Source organism: Metaclostridioides mangenotii (assembly GCF_018917235.1).
GTDB lineage: Bacteria > Bacillota > Clostridia > Peptostreptococcales > Peptostreptococcaceae > Metaclostridioides.
The window spans coordinates 563,349-583,036 of record NZ_JAHLOF010000001.1 but is presented as its reverse complement, the minus strand read 5'-3'; the positions used below and the strand labels follow the sequence as shown (position 1 = coordinate 583,036).

The 19,688-nt window shown below is 29.7% G+C and carries 16 protein-coding genes and 1 riboswitch; of the genes, 13 read left to right on the top strand and 3 right to left on the bottom strand.

The genetic code is table 11. The features are described from left to right. Positions 1-20 precede the first annotated feature (20 nt). Both trpS and KQI18_RS02755 read left to right on the top strand, forming a co-directional pair. The gene (trpS, locus tag KQI18_RS02760) at positions 21-1,016 is read left to right on the top strand and encodes a tryptophan--tRNA ligase (protein WP_216466110.1); all 996 of its coding nucleotides are present in this window, start codon (positions 21-23) and stop codon (positions 1,014-1,016) included. A gap of 157 nt (positions 1,017-1,173) precedes the next feature. Continuing rightward, complete coding sequence (locus KQI18_RS02755; protein ID WP_216466109.1) at positions 1,174-1,665, top strand: TraR/DksA C4-type zinc finger protein; 492 nt, start codon at positions 1,174-1,176, stop codon at positions 1,663-1,665. Between the two features lie 37 nt (positions 1,666-1,702). Continuing rightward, positions 1,703-1,800, top strand: a riboswitch (TPP riboswitch). A 160-nt stretch (positions 1,801-1,960) separates the two neighbouring features. Here the strand turns inward: KQI18_RS02755 and KQI18_RS02750 are convergent. After that, complete coding sequence (locus tag KQI18_RS02750; protein ID WP_216466108.1) at positions 1,961-3,040, bottom strand: 2,3-butanediol dehydrogenase; 1,080 nt, start codon at positions 3,038-3,040, stop codon at positions 1,961-1,963. 313 nt (positions 3,041-3,353) lie between these two features. Further along, positions 3,354-5,309, bottom strand: a complete 1,956-nt coding sequence (locus KQI18_RS02745) for a sigma-54-dependent Fis family transcriptional regulator (protein WP_216466107.1) — start codon at positions 5,307-5,309, stop codon at positions 3,354-3,356. A gap of 211 nt (positions 5,310-5,520) precedes the next feature. Here KQI18_RS02745 and lspA point away from each other — a divergent pair, with 211 nt between their 5' ends. The 5 genes from lspA (at position 5,521) to cplR (ending at position 10,979) form a co-directional block, all read left to right on the top strand. Continuing rightward, complete coding sequence (gene lspA / locus KQI18_RS02740) at positions 5,521-5,973, top strand: signal peptidase II (RefSeq protein ID WP_216466106.1); 453 nt, start codon at positions 5,521-5,523, stop codon at positions 5,971-5,973. Continuing rightward, on the top strand, positions 5,973-6,890 hold the full coding sequence (locus tag KQI18_RS02735; RefSeq protein ID WP_216466105.1) for an RluA family pseudouridine synthase: 918 nt from the start codon (positions 5,973-5,975) through the stop codon (positions 6,888-6,890). The genes lspA and KQI18_RS02735 overlap by 1 nt, the downstream gene beginning before the upstream one ends. A 326-nt stretch (positions 6,891-7,216) precedes the next feature. Beyond that, positions 7,217-7,756: a bifunctional pyr operon transcriptional regulator/uracil phosphoribosyltransferase PyrR gene (gene pyrR / locus KQI18_RS02730; RefSeq protein ID WP_216466104.1), complete on the top strand. Its 540-nt coding sequence runs from the start codon at positions 7,217-7,219 to the stop codon at positions 7,754-7,756. A 42-nt stretch (positions 7,757-7,798) separates the two neighbouring features. Continuing rightward, positions 7,799-9,049, top strand: coding sequence for a uracil-xanthine permease family protein (locus tag KQI18_RS02725; RefSeq protein WP_216466103.1), 1,251 nt, complete (start codon positions 7,799-7,801; stop codon positions 9,047-9,049). A 277-nt stretch (positions 9,050-9,326) separates the two neighbouring features. Then, positions 9,327-10,979: an ABC-F type ribosomal protection protein CplR gene (gene cplR, locus KQI18_RS02720; RefSeq protein WP_216466102.1), complete on the top strand. Its 1,653-nt coding sequence runs from the start codon at positions 9,327-9,329 to the stop codon at positions 10,977-10,979. A gap of 114 nt (positions 10,980-11,093) precedes the next feature. Here the strand turns inward: cplR and KQI18_RS02715 are convergent, their stop codons facing one another. Next, entirely contained in the window at positions 11,094-12,872 is a 1,779-nt protein-coding gene (locus KQI18_RS02715; protein ID WP_216466101.1) for an Rqc2 family fibronectin-binding protein, read from the bottom strand. A 179-nt stretch (positions 12,873-13,051) separates the two neighbouring features. On the opposite strand from KQI18_RS02715, the gene dapF reads away from it, so the two are divergent. From dapF to priA, 6 genes are all read left to right on the top strand, one after another. Beyond that, entirely contained in the window at positions 13,052-13,882 is an 831-nt protein-coding gene (gene dapF, locus KQI18_RS02710; RefSeq protein ID WP_216466100.1) for a diaminopimelate epimerase, read from the top strand. A gap of 2 nt (positions 13,883-13,884) precedes the next feature. After that, a complete protein-coding gene (locus KQI18_RS02705; protein ID WP_216466099.1) occupies positions 13,885-14,766 on the top strand; it encodes a YicC/YloC family endoribonuclease in 882 nt (293 codons plus the stop codon). Positions 14,767-14,819: 53 nt separating this feature from the next. Continuing rightward, positions 14,820-15,437 carry a guanylate kinase gene (gene gmk, locus KQI18_RS02700; protein ID WP_216466098.1) on the top strand — a complete coding sequence of 206 codons (618 nt, stop codon included), beginning with the start codon at positions 14,820-14,822 and terminating at the stop codon, positions 15,435-15,437. 2 nt (positions 15,438-15,439) lie between these two features. After that, positions 15,440-15,706: a DNA-directed RNA polymerase subunit omega gene (rpoZ, locus tag KQI18_RS02695; protein WP_216466097.1), complete on the top strand. Its 267-nt coding sequence runs from the start codon at positions 15,440-15,442 to the stop codon at positions 15,704-15,706. A 1-nt stretch (position 15,707) separates the two neighbouring features. Continuing rightward, on the top strand, positions 15,708-16,901 hold the full coding sequence (gene coaBC / locus KQI18_RS02690; RefSeq protein ID WP_216466096.1) for a bifunctional phosphopantothenoylcysteine decarboxylase/phosphopantothenate--cysteine ligase CoaBC: 1,194 nt from the start codon (positions 15,708-15,710) through the stop codon (positions 16,899-16,901). 268 nt (positions 16,902-17,169) lie between these two features. After that, on the top strand, positions 17,170-19,659 hold the full coding sequence (priA, locus tag KQI18_RS02685; RefSeq protein WP_216466095.1) for a primosomal protein N': 2,490 nt from the start codon (positions 17,170-17,172) through the stop codon (positions 19,657-19,659). Positions 19,660-19,688 lie beyond the last annotated feature (29 nt).

Sequence of the window (19,688 nt, the reverse complement as noted above, 5' to 3'; positions counted from 1 at the left end):
TAGAATTAGGAGGCGAAAATATGAGTGAAAAGAAAGTAATATTTAGTGGGGCTCAACCATCTGGAAAGATGACATTAGGAAATTATTTAGGAGCTATAAAAAACTGGACTCTACTTCAAGATGAGTATGATTGTTACTACAGTGTTGTTGACCTTCATGCTATTACAGTACCTCAAGAAGCTAAGACGTTGAGAGCAAATACTATGGAGCTTCTTGCTCAATATATAGCTTGTGGACTTGATCCTGAGAAGAATACAATATTTATACAATCACATGTAAAAGAGCATTTGGAACTTATGTGGGTTTTAAATACAATGACTTATATGGGTGAGCTTAACAGAATGACTCAATTTAAAGATAAATCTCAAAAAAATGAAGCTAATTTAAATGCTGGTTTGTTTACTTACCCGGTACTTATGGCGGCGGATATACTACTTTACCAGTCAGATTTGGTACCAGTAGGAGAGGATCAAAAGCAACACCTTGAGTTAGCACGTGATCTGGCCAATAGATTTAACAATAGATACTCACCTACTTTTGTTGTTCCTGAAGGATATACACCTAAAGAAGGAGCTAGAGTAATGAGCCTACAAGAACCTACTAAAAAGATGAGTAAGTCAGATGTAGATGAAAATGCATATATACTTTTAGCTGATGACGCGGATACTATAAGAAGAAAAATTAAAAAAAGCGTAACTGATTCTGTAGGTCTGGTAAACTACAGTAATGAACAACCAGGAATTAAAAATCTTATAGATATATATTCAAATTTAGCCGGAAAGTCATCTGATGAAATTGTAGCCATGTATGAAGGTAAAGGATATGGAGACTTTAAAAATGATGTAGCTGAAGTTGTGGTTGAATCGTTGAGACCAATAAGAGAAAAGTATATATACCTTTTAGATAATAAAGACTACCTTAAAGAAATATACACTATGGGGGCTGAGAAAGCTCAAAGAAAAGCAGTTAAAACCTTAAGAAAAGTTTACAAAAAAGTAGGTTTCACATCACTATAATATTAGTTTATTTTGATAATAAATCTTGATTTTTGTTTGTAATTCATTTTAATTGTAAAAAAGTTATTGTATTTTTAAGTTGTTTTCTCCACATACTACTCTATATTAGTAGGTTTAATTGTACAGACTGAACAAAATAATCTTTTAGAGGTGTGTTATGGATTTCAATAAATATAGAGTGGAATTAATAAAAGAAAAAGAGAAATTAAATAATTTAATAGGTAAGATGGGAGACAACACATTATTTGGGAATACGACTAAACATACAAGTGAGAAGTATTCGTCTGGTGAATTATCAAGTTACGATAACCATATAGGTGATTTAGGTACAGATATATTTATGCAAGATATGCAAAATAGTCTAATAACCCACGAAGAGGGAAGGTTGTATCAGATAGATAAAGCGCTAGACCGTATAGCAAGTGGGACATATGCTACTTGTGAAGAGTGTAGGAGCAGTATTGAAAAAGAAAGATTAGATATTATTCCAGAGACAAGTTTATGTAATAAATGTGCAAAAGAACTGGACAATTTTCCGGATGATAGAAGAGATTTAGATAAAAATTTAATAAACAAAAAACAACATTATTATTCTGAATACTTGAAGAATTTAACTGATTTAAATAAAACTAACGATTTAGAAGAATAAAGACTTTTCGTATGATACAATTGAATTAATAATAGAAAAAAATTACTAGGGGGACTGTACTAGTTAAGAAGGTTAAAACCTGACCCTTTGAACCTGTTAGTTAATACTAACGTATGAAAGTGAAAAATTATTCTGTAAGGAAAACGGTGAGAAATATATCATAGCTTTAGATTTAGAGTACTCTTTAGGATTGGAAAAAAATAAGAGGATATTCCATAAGGAATTCCTCTTTAATTTGAGTTATTTTGATGTGATTAATTTTTTTTTTTATATATTTATATAGATTTCTAATTAATTATTTATTTAGTAATGATTTATCTGGTGTCACAAGTATCTTAACTTGTTTTTTCTTATCAGGACCTGTCAATGTTCCAAATCCTTCGTCTACTATATCATCAAGATATACTTTTTTAGTTATATATCCATCTGCTTTAATTCTTCCATCATTCATTAATGCCATCGTTGCAGGAAATTCATGTCTGTACGCTAAGGTTCCAACTATTTTCTTTTCTGTAAATACTAACTCATTTGGATTAAAAGTTACATCGCCTTCCCAAATGCTTGTTATTACCATAGTTCCATTATATTTCAAACTATTAAGGCCTGTATCAAAACCGATTTTAGCACCTGTAGTTTCAAATGCAAAATCTACACCAACTCCACCAGTAAGTTTTTTGACTTCTTCAGCAATATCAACAACATTAGGATCGAGAACAACATCTGCACCAGCTCTTTTTGCATATTCTTGTCTTATTGATTTTCTCTGTAAAACTACTACTAATTTTGCTCCGGCAGATTTTAAACATTCAATAGTTGCAAGACCAATTGGACCTGAACCAAGTACAATAGCAGTATCTCCTACATTAAAATTAGCAATTCTTATAGAGTGCAAAGCTACAGCCATTGGTTCTATTAATGCTCCTTGCTCATAAGTCATGCTGTCTGGTAACTTATGTACATATTCTTCTGGAAATACAGTGTACTCAGCCAGTCCACCACCACTTCCACATAGCCCATGGAATCCTAGAGTAGAGCATAAGTTATATTTACCTTCTTTACAAGCAGGACATTCACCGCAAACTACCATAGGTTCTACAACAACTCTGTCTCCAGCTTTAAAGTTTTTTACACCATCTCCGATTTCGACGACTTCTCCTGAAAACTCATGTCCAAGAACTACTGGTGCTTCATTTTTACTTAAAGGATGTGGTTGACCAACTGGTATAAAAATTGGACCACCTAAAAATTCATGTAAGTCTGAACCACAAATTCCACACCACTTGACTTTGATTTTTACATTTCCTTTTGTAACTTTAGGTTCATCGATTTCTTCAACCCTAATATCATTTTTATTGTACCATAGCGCTGCCTTCATAGTAAAAATTACCTCCTAATTATAATGATTAAATATATAGTTAAATTTCTAACATATAATTAGAGCAAATCTTGTACCAAATATCATATTTCTAGAATTTACTTATTAATTAATTTAATTTTTTTATAGATAGTCAATTACAAACATCTAAAATTAGCAGATTTTATAAGTTATTTTATTAAAATATAATAAAAAAATAAGTTTTATAGAAAGTGATAAATTTATAAATTAACGATAAATCTCATTTTAATACATAATTATGTGATTCATTTTGAGATTATATTAAATATATTCTCATTTTGATACATAAAAATTAATCAACTTCTTCTGAATTTATTTCAAAAATGTTGTATTTTTTTAATTTTCTATAAATCGTAGCTCTACTTATACCTAATAATTCCGCAGATTTTAAAATATTTCCACCACAGCAATTAATAGCTTTTATTATATTTTCTTTCTCTAATATATTAAGAGGTATTATTTTCTCAGTATCATGTATTTGATCCTTTATGATTTCTTTTTCAATTGGTACGTTATCTAAAGACAGTAAAGAGATTATATCGCTCTCACTAGAATAATAGTCTCTCTCAATAGCATTTCTAAGCTCTCTTACATTTCCAGGCCAATCGTATTTTTTTAATTGATTTATATAATCGTTCTTTATAATCTTGTAGCCATGTTTATTTTTTATATTGAGATTATTTATAAAATATTTTGCTAAAAGTTCTATATCTTCTTTTCTATCTTTTAGTGGGATCGTTTTTATATTCATTACATTTAACCTATAATACAAGTCTTCTCTAAAAGTTTTATTAGAAATTTCTTCTCTTAAATTTTTATTTGTTGCTCCTATTATTCTAACATCTAATTTTTTTTCATAATTCCCGCCGACTCTAACAATAGTATTATTGTCTAATACTCTTAATAATTTAGACTGCATATCTAATGGTAGCTCACCTAGTTCATCTAAGAAAATAGTTCCACCATCTGCAAGTTCAAACTTACCAGGATGACCTTCTTTAGCAGCTCCAGTGAAAGCTCCTTTATTGTAACCAAAAAGTTCACTCTCCATTAATTCTCTTGGAATAGATGCGCAGTTTATAGCTACAAAAGGACCATTACATCTATCGCTATAGTTATGTATTGATTGAGCAATTAACTCTTTACCAGTTCCACTAGCTCCTTCAATTAATATATTACAATCACTGGAGGAGGCTTTTTTAGCAAAAGTTATCATAGCTTTCATTTTATAGTTATCGGTAATGATATCTTTAAAATTGTAAGTAGCATTATAACCGACTACCTTACTTACAAACTTATGTACAGATTTACTTTCTCTAAAAGTTATAACTAAACCCATAAACTTACTGTTTACATTCATAGGTACTACATTTAAGATACATCTAATTATCTTTGTTTTTAGATGAAAATCACACTCTATACTATTGAAATGTTCTTTGCTATTTTCAATAATATAATCAAAGTTCAAATTTTTTAAAACTTTTTTAATATCTAATTTTAAAATTTTTTCTTGGTCTATACTTAGTATACTTTCCGCTCTATTATTAACTCTTTTAATTTTGAATTTATCATCTATAACGATCATACCTTCTACTATAGAATCAAATGTTATATTTAATAAATTATAAGACATAACAAGCTCTAATTGTTTTTCTATAGATTTTGCAGCTGCAATTACAATTCCAAGAGTATGTAAATGAGCATCTTTATATATACCAGACATATTAATACATCCTAAGATATTTCCATCATTATCATGAATTGGTGCAGATGAACATGTCCATGAATGCTGTTTAACCCCATAGTGCTCAGCACCAATAGTTTGAATAGGTTCGTTTAAATACAGGCATGTACCAATTGCATTAGTACCAACTGCCATTTCCGACCATAAAGCGCCTTTAGTAAAATTTAATACTTCAGCTTTTTTTAAAATATCATCGTCTCCTATTACTTCTAATATATATCCTTTATTATCAGTAAGAAATAGAGCAAAACCTGAACCGGATATAGCTTTGTATAAACTTTCCATTATTGGTTGTGCAGCAGATACTAAATCAATATTCTCTTTTATTTTAATATCCACAGGAACTTTATATTCCTCGATTCCACCGCCATTCATGTAATCAACGTTATATTCTTTACATCTTAACCAAGAATCTTTAATACTTTTTTTAATAGTATCATCAATTTTACCTAAATTTACAAAATCTCTCCAAGCTTTAATATCTAATTCCTTACATTTATTCATAACATCACCCTTACTCTATAATTATATAAATAAAAGTTTCTGAAACTTCTATTGAAGTTATCACTTTAAGTATACCATAAAAATTTAATACTCATTAATGACAGTCTAGATGATATGAAGTATAATAATGTACATGTACAAATTCATATCGATATGGTTTTTTGTATAGTATAATGTTATTTGGACAATTAATATGTAGGAGGAAGAAGTATTGATATATGCGTTAATTATAATAGTACTTTTAGGTATAGATCAGATTTCGAAGTTGTTAGTATTAAAACATTTACAAAATGTAGCTACAATACCAATAATAAACAATATTTTTCATCTGACGTATGTTGAAAATAGAGGCGCAGCGTTTGGTATGTTGCAAAATAATCAAATGATATTTGTGGTAATCGCTTCAATAGCCTCAATTTTTGGGATATACTACTTATGCACTAAAAAGATTCATATAGTTGGTAAAATAGGTATAATGCTTTTGATATCGGGAGCTATAGGGAACCTTATAGATAGATTGAGACTTGGATTTGTTGTAGATTTTCTAGATTTTAGAATAATATGGCAGTATGTATTTAATATAGCTGATGTATTTGTAGTTGTTGGAACTATTTTGGTGTGTATTTATATATTGTTTTTTGAAAGCAAAGAGAAGGTGAAGTGATGGAAGAATTTAAAAGCTTTATTGTTGAAGATTTTGATGGAGAGAGATTGGATGTTTATATCTCTAATAAATTTCCAAAATTCTCAAGAAGTGCAATTCAAAAAATAGTAAAAAACGAAAAGGTTAAAGTAAATGGAAAGACAGAAAAACCTAGATATATAGTTAAAATTGGTGATACTATTGAAATAGAAATTCCAAAATCAGCAAAAATAGAAATAGTCGCTCAAAATATACCGCTTAATATAGTTTACGAAGATAATGATTTATTAATCGTAAATAAAGATCAAGGTATGGTGGTACATCCGGGTGCTGGAAATTATGAGAATACACTAGTTAATGCACTTTTATTTCATACAAATGGAAAACTTTCTACGATAAATGATGAAGATACAAGGCCAGGAATAATCCATAGAATAGATAAAGATACATCTGGATTATTGATGGTAGCAAAAAATGATGCAGCTCATGTATTTTTAGCAGATCAATTAAAAGAACATACAACTAAGAGAGAATACCAATTTATATGTCATGGTGTTGTTGAAGAAGATGTAATAACAGTTGATAGGCCAATTGGAAGAAATCCAAAAGATAGACTAAAAATGGCTGTAGTCGAAGGTGGAAAAAATGCAGTGACTCATTTTGAGGTTATTAAAAGATTTGATAAGTTTACTCATATGAAAGCTAGACTAGAAACAGGTAGGACACATCAGATTAGAGTTCATGCAAAATTTATAAAACATCCACTTTTAGGGGATAGTGTTTATGGGAATAAAAAAGAAAAATTTAAACTAAATGGACAAATCCTTCATGCAAAAAAATTAGGATTTATACATCCTACAACTAAGGAGTATATGGAGTTTGATTCTGAGCTTCCTGATTATTTTAATGATATACTTTTAAAGTTAAAATCTATATAGATTAAATCTAAATAAAAATACATTGAAAGATGTTAAAAATTGTTGTATACTTTAATAAATAAATAAATAAATATATAATTTAATAAATAGTAGTAAACTTTAGAAGACTTTAAATGATACAGAGATATCATAAGCCTGTGGAAGAGTACTGTATTTTTTTCGATGTTTCGGAGAATATTATAACTTCTTGTCTTATGATAAGGGGTTTTTTTATGTTTACAGAGATTTTAAGAAGTTAATATTTACAAAATAAAAAGAAAATAAAAAGAAAGGGGATTTGTCATAAAAAATCTGTTTTTTAACAGGGTTATGGCAATAAAAGTATTATGATAGAAAAAGCATTATTAATGGACGAAAAAGCTATGGCAAGAGCTATTACTAGAGTGAGCCATGAGATTATTGAGAGAAACAAGGGTGTAGAAGACGTTGTACTAGTGGGAGTAAAAACTAGAGGAGTACCTATCGCTAATAGAATTGCAAAAAAAATTAATCAAATTGAAGGTTTTGGGGTAAATACAGGATTTATAGATATAACACTTTATAGAGACGATCTTGAAAAAGTGGACATTGAACCTATTGTAAAAGGATCGTTCTTTGATTTCGACATTAATGGAAAAATTGTAGTGTTAGTAGATGATGTTCTTTACACAGGCAGAACTGTTAGAGCAGCGCTCGACGCATTGGTTGATATAGGGAGACCTAATGCAATACAGCTCGCAGTATTAGTTGATAGAGGACATAGAGAACTACCTATAAGAGCTGATTTTGTAGGGAAGAACGTTCCAACATCAAAACAGGAAATAATATCTGTTAAGTTAGTTGAAACAGATGGGGAAGATTCAGTTACTATTAACGAAAACGAGTAATTTTATAATTTAGACAAATTTATTTTACATCTGGAGGTTTTTATGAAAAAGTTAATAATGTCGATTCAACATTTATTTGCAATGTTTGGTGCAACAGTTTTAGTTCCTATACTTACAGGATTTAATCCGGCGACTGCAATATTTTGTGCAGGAGTTGGAACATTGATATTTCACTTTTGTACTAAGAAGAAAGTTCCTGTATTTTTAGGGTCAAGTTTTGCATTTATACCAGTAATAATAGCAACAAAAGAAGCATACGGAGGAGATTTAGCGTATGCTCAAGGAGGAATAATAGTAGCAGGTTTGATCTATATACTTCTATCTGTAATAGTTAAACTAGTAGGGGTTGATAAAATCAAAAGATATTTTCCTGCTCAAGTAACAGGATCTATGATAGTAGTAATAGGTTTAAATTTACTACCAACAGCTTTTAATATGGCATCTGAACAATATTTGGTTGCATTTATAACACTTGCAATAGCAATTATCATAAATAAATTTGGTAAAGGATTTATTAAACAACTAGGAATTTTAATAGCTGTATTTTCAGGGTATGGAATATGCATTGCACTTGGACTAATAGATTTCACTAAAATAACTCAAGCCAGCTTATTTGCACTACCTCAATTTACAATGCCAAAGTTTGGGCTTGAAGCAATAGTAATAATTGCACCAGTTACATTAGCCGTTGTCATGGAACATATAGGAGATATAACTACTAATGGTATGGTTGTAGGAAAGAATTTTATAGAAGATCCAGGATTAAACAGAACTCTTTTAGGAGATGGACTTGCTTCTTTAGTAGCAGGATTTTTAGGAGGACCAGCTAACACAACTTATGGAGAAAATACAGCAGTACTAGCAATAACTAAAAATTACGATCCATCTTTATTAAGATTAACTGCAGTATTAGCAATTATTTTATCATGCGTTGGAAAGTTCGGAGGATTTTTACAAAGTATACCAGGATCAGTAATGGGCGGGGTAAGTATAATGCTTTTCTCTATGATAACATACGTAGGTATAAAAACTATAAGAGATAATTCTCGCGTTGAGAAGAAATCAAATATGGTAGTAATACTTACAGTATTAGTTATTGGTCTAGGTACAACTTATTTGGCTAATAAAGGAATACAAATAGGAATACCTATAACTAGTTCTGTTAAAATCACTGGTTTAAGTTTAGCTGCGATATTAGGTATATTGGTAAATAGGGTAGTAAACAATAGTGATTTTGGTAATGATCAAGGTGAAGAAAACTTAGAGGATGCTGTGAACGTAATTAACTTGTAAATGAAATATAAATTAAATTTATTAGACTTATATTGTATCTTTTGATATAATGTCTTTGAAAACAAATACGTGTAAAGAAAGGGTAAGGAACTAAGGATATGAGAATATAATTTATTCAAATTAATTTAAAGCATATAAATTTTAAAATCTACTTGTATAGATTAGATTTTGTGATGCTTAAATTAAGGAGAGTAAGTTATTTCATAATAGCTTAGTTTGTGTACCCTTTTTTGGTGTATCTCTCTTTATATTTAAGTATCGATAAGGAGGGATTTTTTTGTTATTAAGTATAAATAACTTAAAAAAAAGTTATGGTGATAGAATTATTTTAGATATAGATACTTTCAAAGTTTTTGAAGGCGATAGAATAGGATTAGTTGGAGCTAATGGTGAAGGTAAGAGTACTCTTTTAAAGTCGGTTATTGGTGAAATAGAAATAGATGAAGGAAGAATATATTTAGATAACAGCTATTCCTATATTTCTCAACTGGATAATGATTTTGATATTTGTGAAGATAGTAAAGTAAAGAGCTTATTAAATGCTCCAAATAATTTTAGAGAAACTCTTTCAGGCGGTGAAAAAACTAAGCTAAAGATTGCTCAAGCCCTAAAAGTTGATTGCAAACTTATTATAGCAGATGAACCTACTGCAAATATAGATACAAAGAGTGTAACAGTTCTTGAAGATATGTTGAAAAACTTTAAGGGAGCAATGATTTTAGTTTCTCATGATAGAGGATTTTTAAATAAATTATGTAATAAAATTGCCGAACTTAAAGGTGGAAAATTAAAGATTTATAATGGCAACTATTCAGAGTATTTGCATCAAAAAGAATTAGAAAAAGACAGAGAGCAATTTGAGTATCAAAGTTATATAAATGAAAAAAATAGACTAGAAAAAGCTATTTTAGGAAAGTCAAATATGAGTAAAAAAATCAAAAAAACTCCAAAGAGAATGGGAAATTCTGAAGCAAGACTTCATAAAATGGGAGGACAACAGCAAAAGAAAAAAATAGACAATAGTTTAAAAGCGATTCAAAGTAGAATAGAGCATCTTGAAGTCAAGCATAAACCAACTGAAGATAAAGAAATAAAAATTATTATAAAAGACGGTATGGAGGTCATTGGAAAAAATATTTTAGAAGTAAGAGATTTGTATTTAGATACAGATGGAAAAAGATTACTAGATCAAACATCGTTTAAAATTAAAAGGGACAGTAAAGTAGCGCTTATTGGGGAGAATGGTTCGGGAAAAACAACTCTGTTAAAAGAAATTGTAAAAAACAATAATGAAAATTTAAAGATAAATCCAAGAGTTGTAATAGGATTTTTTGATCAGGAACAGAAGATTTTAGACGAAAAAGAAAGTATTTTAGAAAATATTAAATCAAAGTCGTCCTATGATGAAACTTTTATAAGAATAAATTTAAATTTATTTGGATTTTCAAAAGATGATATTTATAAAAAAGTTGAAAAGTTAAGTGGTGGGGAAAAGGTTAAGGTATCTTTATGTAAGATTATATTGGAGGACAACAACTTTTTGGTATTGGATGAACCCACAAATTATCTTGATATAATATCTATTGAAGCATTAGAAAAAGCTTTAAAAAGTACAAATAAAACTATACTTATAGTATCTCATGATAGAGATTTTATTTCTCATACATGTGATACTATACTCGAGATAAAAAATAAGAAAATTGAAGTTCATAATTCTAGTTTTGAAGTTAAAATTAAAAACAATGAAAAAACTAAGGAAGACTTTATAAGTCAAGATAAACATAGCGACGAGATATTAATTCTTCAAAATAAATTAAGTTATTTAATTTCTAAAATATCAATAGAAAATGATGAAAAAATTAAAGAAAAACTTGAAGATGAATATAGTGATCTCGTAAAAAAGCTTAATAATTTGAAAAATATTAACTAAAGCCATTAAATGTAGTCAAATTGAATTTTAGATTCATTTTAAAATCAATTTGAAATAAAAATAGAAGGGACAGTCTCTAGACTATCCCTTCTGATTTTAAGCAGTTAATTACTTTTAATCATCTTTTGGTTTTAATTTTGCAACCATTTCTTCAGTTGGTGTTACATATATAGTACTATTTGTCTCATAAATGACCATTCCGGGTTTTGATCCACTTGGTTTTTTTACATTTTTCTTTTTAGTGTAATCCACTGGTACTTTTGACGACATCTTTGACTTACTAAAATAAGCAGCTAGCATAGCTCCTTCGTAGATTGTTTCATCACTTACTTCTGTACCTGCACATTTAATAATAACATGTGAACCAGGGATATTTTTAGTATGCAACCAGATATCATCGTAGTCAGCGATTCTAAGAGTTAAATGATCGTTTTGCTTGTTATTTTTTCCAACAAAAATAGTAGTTCCATCGGATGATAAAAATTTATGTGGCATTGTAGTAAGAGTAGTCTCTTTTTTAGGTTTAGCTTTTCCCTGAACTTTTGCATATCCAAGTTTTACCAACTCTTCTCGTATATCCTGTAGTTCATCCATATTTTCACAGTTATCTATACTTAGAAGTATGTTTTCTAGATAATCTATTTCCTCTTCATTTATATCCATTTGATGAGTTATTTCTTTTTTAGCTGTTTTAAGTTTGTTGTACTTTTTAAAGTACTTCTGACTATTTTCAGATGGTGTAAGATTTTCATTTAGAGAAATTTTTATATTCGAGTAATCGGAGGTGTAAAAGTTCTGAACTTCAATCTCTTTCATACCTTTTTTTATCATATATATATAGGCGGTTAAAAGTTCACCTTTTAACTTAAATTCATCAGCATGTTCTGATTCTAAAAGTTCTTCATGTTGTTTTTTTTGTTTATTATAAAGTCTATCGAGCTTAATAGTAATACTTTTTCTAAGGTCGGATGCACGTTGATGGATTCTATCTTTTACATCCCTAGTTTGGTAGTAGTTTTCAAGGATTTCAGATACACTTTCATTATAAATTGAATCTAAATCTTTGTATATTGTTAAATTGACACAACTAAAATCTAAATACTTATCTATACTTCTATCCACAATTATTGAAGGATGAAAATTATTTTTAGATATATCCTTAAAGAGTTTTTCGAATTCAATATACAATCTTGAGATGTCCTCGTCTGTTAAATCAAAGGTATTTATTTTAGGGTCTACACTAGATCTAAAGCAAATTTCCTTGGCAATAATTGGACTTATACCTAAAAATTTAGTATAAATACCTTTGAAAACAGGGCCATCATATGTTTTAATATTTTCTATAAAAACTTCACTACTTAATTTATCAAGTGGATTGATTTTATCCTGTGCAGGTGGAAGCTCATAAGTAAGTCCGGGTAGTATTTGGCGTACTCTACTTACACTCACTGGAACTCTCTTTGCAGAATCGAAAATTTTACTGTTTTCAGATTGTACAAGAATTATATTGCTATGTCTTCCCATTATTTCTACAATAATATCTTTTGTAGATTTTTCTTTTAGTTCGTCCAAAGATTCTACGCTTATCTTTATTATTCTTTCAAATCCAATTTGTGAAACTTTTGTAATAGTACCGCCCTGTATGTGTTTTCTAAATAACATACAAAATACAGGTGCTTTTTTAGGGTTTTGCTTTTTATAATTATTTGCGATGTAAACTCTTGGGTTTGATGCACTAGCACTGAGCACCAATTTATAGTTGTTTGGATTATTTCTTATATTTAAAATAATTTCATCGTTTTCTGGTTGTGATATTTTATCAACTTTTCCACCAACTAATTTTGATGATAATTCGTCAACGATAGAATGTATAACTAAGCCATCTAAAGCCATAAAACTCACTCCTTTCATATTGCTTATAGCCAATAAACTAATTATACTAAAAACAGTAGGAAATAGAAACTTATATTTAGACTTGAGTATATGTAATATTTTGCAATTATTACTGTTAATATGCTTGTACAAGAGGTATAATATAGTATTAGGAATAAATTATAATAAGGAGCGATATTATGAAATTCTGGAAGTTACATGGAATAGGAAATGATTTTATTGCAATTGATGGACGGTTTGATGGAATAGATCAAGCAGATTATTCTATGCTTGCAAAAAAAGTATGCAATAGAAGATTTTCAGTCGGAGCAGATGGTCTATTGATAGTAAAAAATACTGATAAGGCCGATATAGAAATGGTATACTATAATACTGACGGATCTCGTGGAGAAATGTGTGGAAATGGACTTAGATGTTTCTGTAAATATGTGTATGACAATAGTATACTTAGAAAAGATGAATTCAGTGTATTTACTCTTGATGGAATAAAAAATGTAGTTTTAAATACAGACAGTGGAAATATAAATTCTATAAAGGTAAATATGGGAATAGGAAGCTTTTTAGCTAATGATGTTCCTGTACTTACTGATAAGAAAATGTTCGTAGAGGAAGAAGTTGAAATTTTAGGTAGAAAGCTAAAAGCTACCTCAATTCTCATGGGTGTACCTCACACTGTTATATTAGTTGATGAACTAGATGTAGATTTTACAAAAAAATACGGAAAAGAAATAGAAGTTAATAATCTGTATCCTAACAAGACAAATGTAAATTTCGTAAAAGTAGAAGATAAGTACAATATATCTGTAAGAACTTGGGAGAGAGGTTGTGGATATACGCTAGGCTGTGGTACGGGTATGACAGCGTCAGCCATGGTATGCAACTATCTAGGTAAAGTAGAAAAAAGTGTAAATGTAACTTCTGAAGGTGGAACGGTAAAGATAGATATAGAGGACTCATTGTATATGACTGGTCCTGCAGTAAAAATATGTGAAGGATTTCTGGAGGTTTAAATATGGCTATTAGTATGACTGGCTTTGGAAGAGGCGAGTATAAAGATGACAATTACTACTTTTTAGTTGAGTGTAAAACTATAAATCATAAGTATGCAGATATAAATATAAGAATGCCAAGAAAGATATTATTTTTAGAAGAAAAAGTTAGAAACTCTGTAAAAAACTACATCAGAAGAGGTAGGGCAGATATCTATATAAAATTTGAAGTAATCGGAAACGAAGATATAAGTTTAAAACTAGATGAAGATTTAGCTGCACAGTATGTGGATATACTAAAAAGAATAAAAGATAAATTCGATTTATCTGATGATATTAGTGTTATGAGTGTGGCTAAGTTTCCTGATGTGGTTTCGACAGAAGAAAAAGAAGAAGATGAAGATCTTATTTGGTCAAAATTAAACGAGGCTATTGAAGAGTCTTTTACCAGACTAAAAGAGATGAGAACAGAAGAAGGGAACAAACTAGCTGAAGATATAGTAATGAGATGTGATTATTTAAGTAAATACATCGAAGAAATAGAAGGATTCTCAGATAGAGTTGTTGAGGATTACAGAGAAAAACTTAATACAAGAATAAGTGACTTAGTGGAAGATCCGAGTGTAATAGATGAAAGTAGATTAGCTCAAGAAGTAGCAATATACGCAGATAAGAGTAGTATCACAGAGGAAATAGTTAGATTTAAAAGTCATATTGATCAATTAAAAAAGACAGTTATAAAAAATGAATCAATAGGTAGAAAGATAGATTTTTTAATTCAAGAGATGAATAGAGAAACAAATACAATAGGTTCTAAATCATCTGATTTAAATATTACTAATTTAGTAGTAGAAGTAAAAAGCGAATTAGAAAAAATTAGAGAACAGATACAAAATATTGAGTAAAATAATGATATAATTTAGTTATATAATGTTTTAATTAGAAGGGAATTAAGTAAATGTTTAAGAGAAAGGGACTTTTGCTAGTTGTATCAGGACCATCAGGTGCTGGTAAAGGAACGATTTGTAAGGAGCTGCTTAAAGCAAATGAAGATATTAAGCTTTCAGTTTCAGCTACTACTAGAAAACCTAGAGTTGGAGAGGTAGAGGGAATTAATTATTACTTTGTGAAGAAAGAAAAGTTTCAGGACTTGATATCCGCTAATGAATTTTTAGAGTATGCACAAATTTATGATAATTTTTATGGAACTCCTAAGTCGACTATTATAGAAAGCTTAAATAATGGACAAGATGTATTATTAGAGATAGAAATGCAAGGAGCGATGCAGGTAAAAAAAGTTTATCCTGATGGAGTATTTATATTTACTCTTCCGCCTTCACTTGAAGAATTAAAAAACAGAATAGTGGGAAGGGGCACTGAAACTGAAGAAGAGATTGAGAAAAGATTTGGGTGTGCTTTTGAAGAAATCAAACTAATAGAGGATTATGACTACTTTATATTTAATAAAGATATTGACACATCTGTTAAAGAGATAGAAAATATAATAGCATGTGAAAAAAATAGAGTTAAAAGATACAAAGATATTATTTTAGAGAAATTTAAGGAGGAATTATAATTATGTTAAAACCATCTATCAACGAAGTTCTTGAGAGAATTGACAATAGATATTTCTTAGTGGGAACAGTAGCAAAGAGATCTAGAAATTTAATCGACGGTGCAGAGCCGCTTGTACCGACAAAAGATAGAGAAAAGCCAGTAAGCGTAGCTACAAGAGAAGTTGCCGACGGACTTATGACTTACAGATTACTAACTGAAGAAGAAATTGAAATAGAAGAAGCTAGACATTACGAAGAACAACATCAACATTTAAGGGAAGAAGAGTAATATGTTAAATGGTAAGACTGTTGTTTTAGGAGTAAGCGGTGGTATTGCAGTATATAAAGCATGTGATCTAGTAAGTAAACTAAAAAAAATAGGTTTAAATGTTCACGTAATAATGACGAAAGCTGCTGCGGAGTTTGTTTCGCCATTGACGTTTCAGTCGTTAAGCCAAAACTATGTAGTATCAGATATGTTCGTAGAACCAAAGACTTGGGATGTTGAACATATATCTTTAGCTAAAAAAGCCGATTTATTTTTGATAGTTCCAGCAACTGCAAATATAATAGGAAAAATCGCAAACGGTATATCTGATGATATGCTTACAACTACAGTTATGGCAACAAAAGCACCAGTTTTAATAGCTCCAGCTATGAATACAAATATGTACGAAAATGTTATTGTACAAAATAATATAGAGTTTTTACAAAGTCGTGGATACAATTTTGTGGAGCCAGATAGCGGAAGATTAGCATGTGGAGATATAGGAGCAGGTAAACTTGCCAATGTCGATACTATTTTAGATAGGATTGTAGATTTATTAAATGTAGAGCAGGATCTAAAAGGTCAAAAGATTGTCGTTACTGCTGGTCCTACAGTAGAGAGAATAGATCCGGTAAGATTCTTATCGAATAGATCTACTGGTAAGATGGGTTACTCAATAGCATCAGAAGCGGCTAAAAGAGGTGCTGATGTAACTTTAATATCAGGTCCCACAAATCTAAAAGTTCCAACCGGGCTATCAAAATATGTCCAAATCGAATCAGCTGATGAATTATATGAAGCTATGGTAGATAATTTCGATGAAAATAGAGTATTTATTCAAAGTGCTGCTGTGGCTGATTATAGACCAAATGAATACTCAGATAAAAAAATAAAAAAAAGCGACAATGATCTAGTTATAAATTTAGGGAGAAATAAAGATATCGCATACGAAATAGGAAAAAATAAGAAAGACAAGGTTTTAGTTGCATTTGCAGCTGAGACTAACGACTTAATTGAGCACGCTAAGGGTAAAATAACTAAAAAGAATCTAGATTTTATTGTAGCCAACGATTTAACTCAAAAAGGTGCTGGTTTTAAAGCTGATACTAATATAGTTAAGATAATAGATAAAAAAGGTAGCATAGAAGAATATCCCAAGATGAAAAAAGAGGAAGTTGCAAATATAATTTTAGATAAAGTAAAAAATATTTTATAGATATGCAATAAATTTGTGCGGTATAAATTCCAACTTAAGAATTTATATCGCTTTTTTATGTTCTATTAGGAGATATCAAGAAATATGCTTTTGGAATTAAAGGTCAATGAATTATAAGATTTTTATTTAAAAATGCGGCAATAATATTTAAAATATATTGCAAACTGTCTTTTTAGGTAAAATAAATATGCCTATACATAGATAGATTACTTTTTTTGGTGTAAAATAAATACTAGGTATAAAAAAGGTATAAGGAGAGGGATTAGAATTGGCTAGTTACGTTGAGGTTGTTGTTAGAAGTAATTCTACGTACACTGATAACCTTTTTACATATCAAATCCCTGATTATTTTGATGGCAAAATAGAAGTAGGTCACAGAGTACTTGTTCCATTTGGTAGAGGGAATAAACCTGTAGAAGCATTTGTTTTCAAACTAATTGATAAATTTGATGAAGGTTTCAAAGTTAAGGATATTGTTGAAATACTAGATGAAAGTCCTATATTTAGAGAAGAAGATATAGAGTTAGTTACCTGGATGAAAAACAGATATTTGTGCACTTATATAGATTGTATAAACTTAATATATCCTAAGGGGTATAAGCTTGACAATTATAAGGTTATCATAAGAGGAGATAAATTAAAATATATCGGAACGAGCCTCGAGAAAGAAATTTTAGCAGAATTAAAACAAGACGAAAGAGAAATAGTAAAAAAACTATTTTATAGTAAAGGAAAAGTCAAGGTCGATAAGTTAAACTATATACAAAATATAAATAACGTAATAAATAGGCTTGAAAAAAAGGAGTATATAAAACTAATCTGGGAATATGATGACAGAGAAAATGAAAAAAAGGTATGCTACGCATCGCTTTGTTTCAAATATGATGAACTTGATGAATATACTGAAGCTAACAAACTAAGAATAGGAAAAAGTCAGAAGAAGATAATTGATTTTTTAAGTGACAATGATGATGTAGAGATAAATGATTTAATAGACTTACTCGGGGTATCAAGACAGAGTATAAGTACATTAGGGACAAAAGGAATTTTAAAATTAGAATTCAAGCCTTATTATAGGGAGCCTGACTTTAATTTCAAATCAGAGCACAAGAGAGTTGACTTAAATGAAGAACAACTAAATGCTGTAAATAAAGTTACGTCTGAGATGTTTGTTGATGATAAAAAACCTTACTTAATCCATGGAATAACCGGAAGTGGAAAAACAGAAGTATATATGGAAATAATAGACCATGCACTCAGCCAAGGTCTAAGCAGTATATTACTAGTTCCTGAGATATCTTTAACACCTCAGACAATAGCAAGATTAAAAAACAGATTTGGTCCTATCGTAGGAGTTTACCATAGTAAGTTATCTGAAGGTGAGAGGCACGATGTATACAAAGCTATAAAAGCTGGTAAAGTAAGAATACTTATAGGAGCTAGATCTGCATTGTTCGCACCTTTTGATAATTTAGGAGCGATTATTATAGATGAATTTCATGAAACTTCATATAAAGCTGAGAACAATCCCAAATTTAGTGCTATAGAAGTTGCTAGGTATATGTCTATAAAAAATAATGTTACTTTAGTACTTGGGTCTGCTACGCCATCTGTTGAGGAGTATTACAGAGCAAAGTCAGGAGAATACAATTTAATTGAAATAAACAATAGAGCAAACAATAAGCCTCTTCCTAAAATAGGTGTAGTTGATATGAAGAAAGAGCTAGATGCTGGAAATACAAGTATATTTAGTAATGAGCTTATAAGTGAACTTAAAAAAACTATAAGAAATGGTAATCAGGCGATATTATTTTTAAATAGAAGAGGGTATGCTAATTTTGTGTCTTGTAGAAAATGTGGATACGTTTTTAAGTGTAATGACTGTGATATATCTTTGACTTATCACAAGTATAATAATTCAGGAGTATGTCATTATTGTGGTTACGAAACTGCTATTCCTAAGACATGCCCAGAGTGCGGAAATGAGAATATAAAACCTTTTGGAACAGGTACACAAAAGATAGAAGAAGAGTTAAAAACGATTCTACCAGATGTGAAAACTCTTAGAATGGACAAAGATACTACGTCTAAAAAGGGTTCACTTGAAAAGATGCTGAACAAATTCAAAGATAAGGAAGCGGATATATTAATTGGCACTCAGATGTTAAGTAAGGGTCTTGATTTTGAAAATGTAACCCTTGTTGGTATTTTATCTGCTGATATGATTTTAAACTTTCCTGATTTTAAAAGTTTTGAAACTACTTTTCAATTAATAACACAGGTTTCAGGAAGGGCAGGTAGGTCAGACAAAGAAGGAAAAGTGGTGCTTCAGACTTATGATACAGATCATTACGCTATAAGACATGCAATTAACTACGATTATGAAAGTTTTTATAATGATGAAGTAAAAATAAGAAAAGCATTTGGATACACACCTTTCAGTAATATGATGAGAGTGGTCGTAAGCGGTGAAAATGAAGTTGTTGTAAAAAAGGGTATCGACAATTTACACAGTTCGCTGGTATATTTACTAAAAGAAAGAGGCATAGATAAATTTGATTTTATATTAGGACCAAATCCGTGTTCTATATCGAAAATTAAGCAAAATTACAGATGGCAGATATTATTTAAAGATGACAATATTGAAATTAATCTGTTAAAGGGTATAATAAAGTATATATGCATTACAAAGAGAGATTTTGTCTTTGATAAAAAAGTAAATGTTTCAATTGACATAAATCCAAATACAATACTATAAAAGTTATGTAGTGGTATATTTAATAGCTA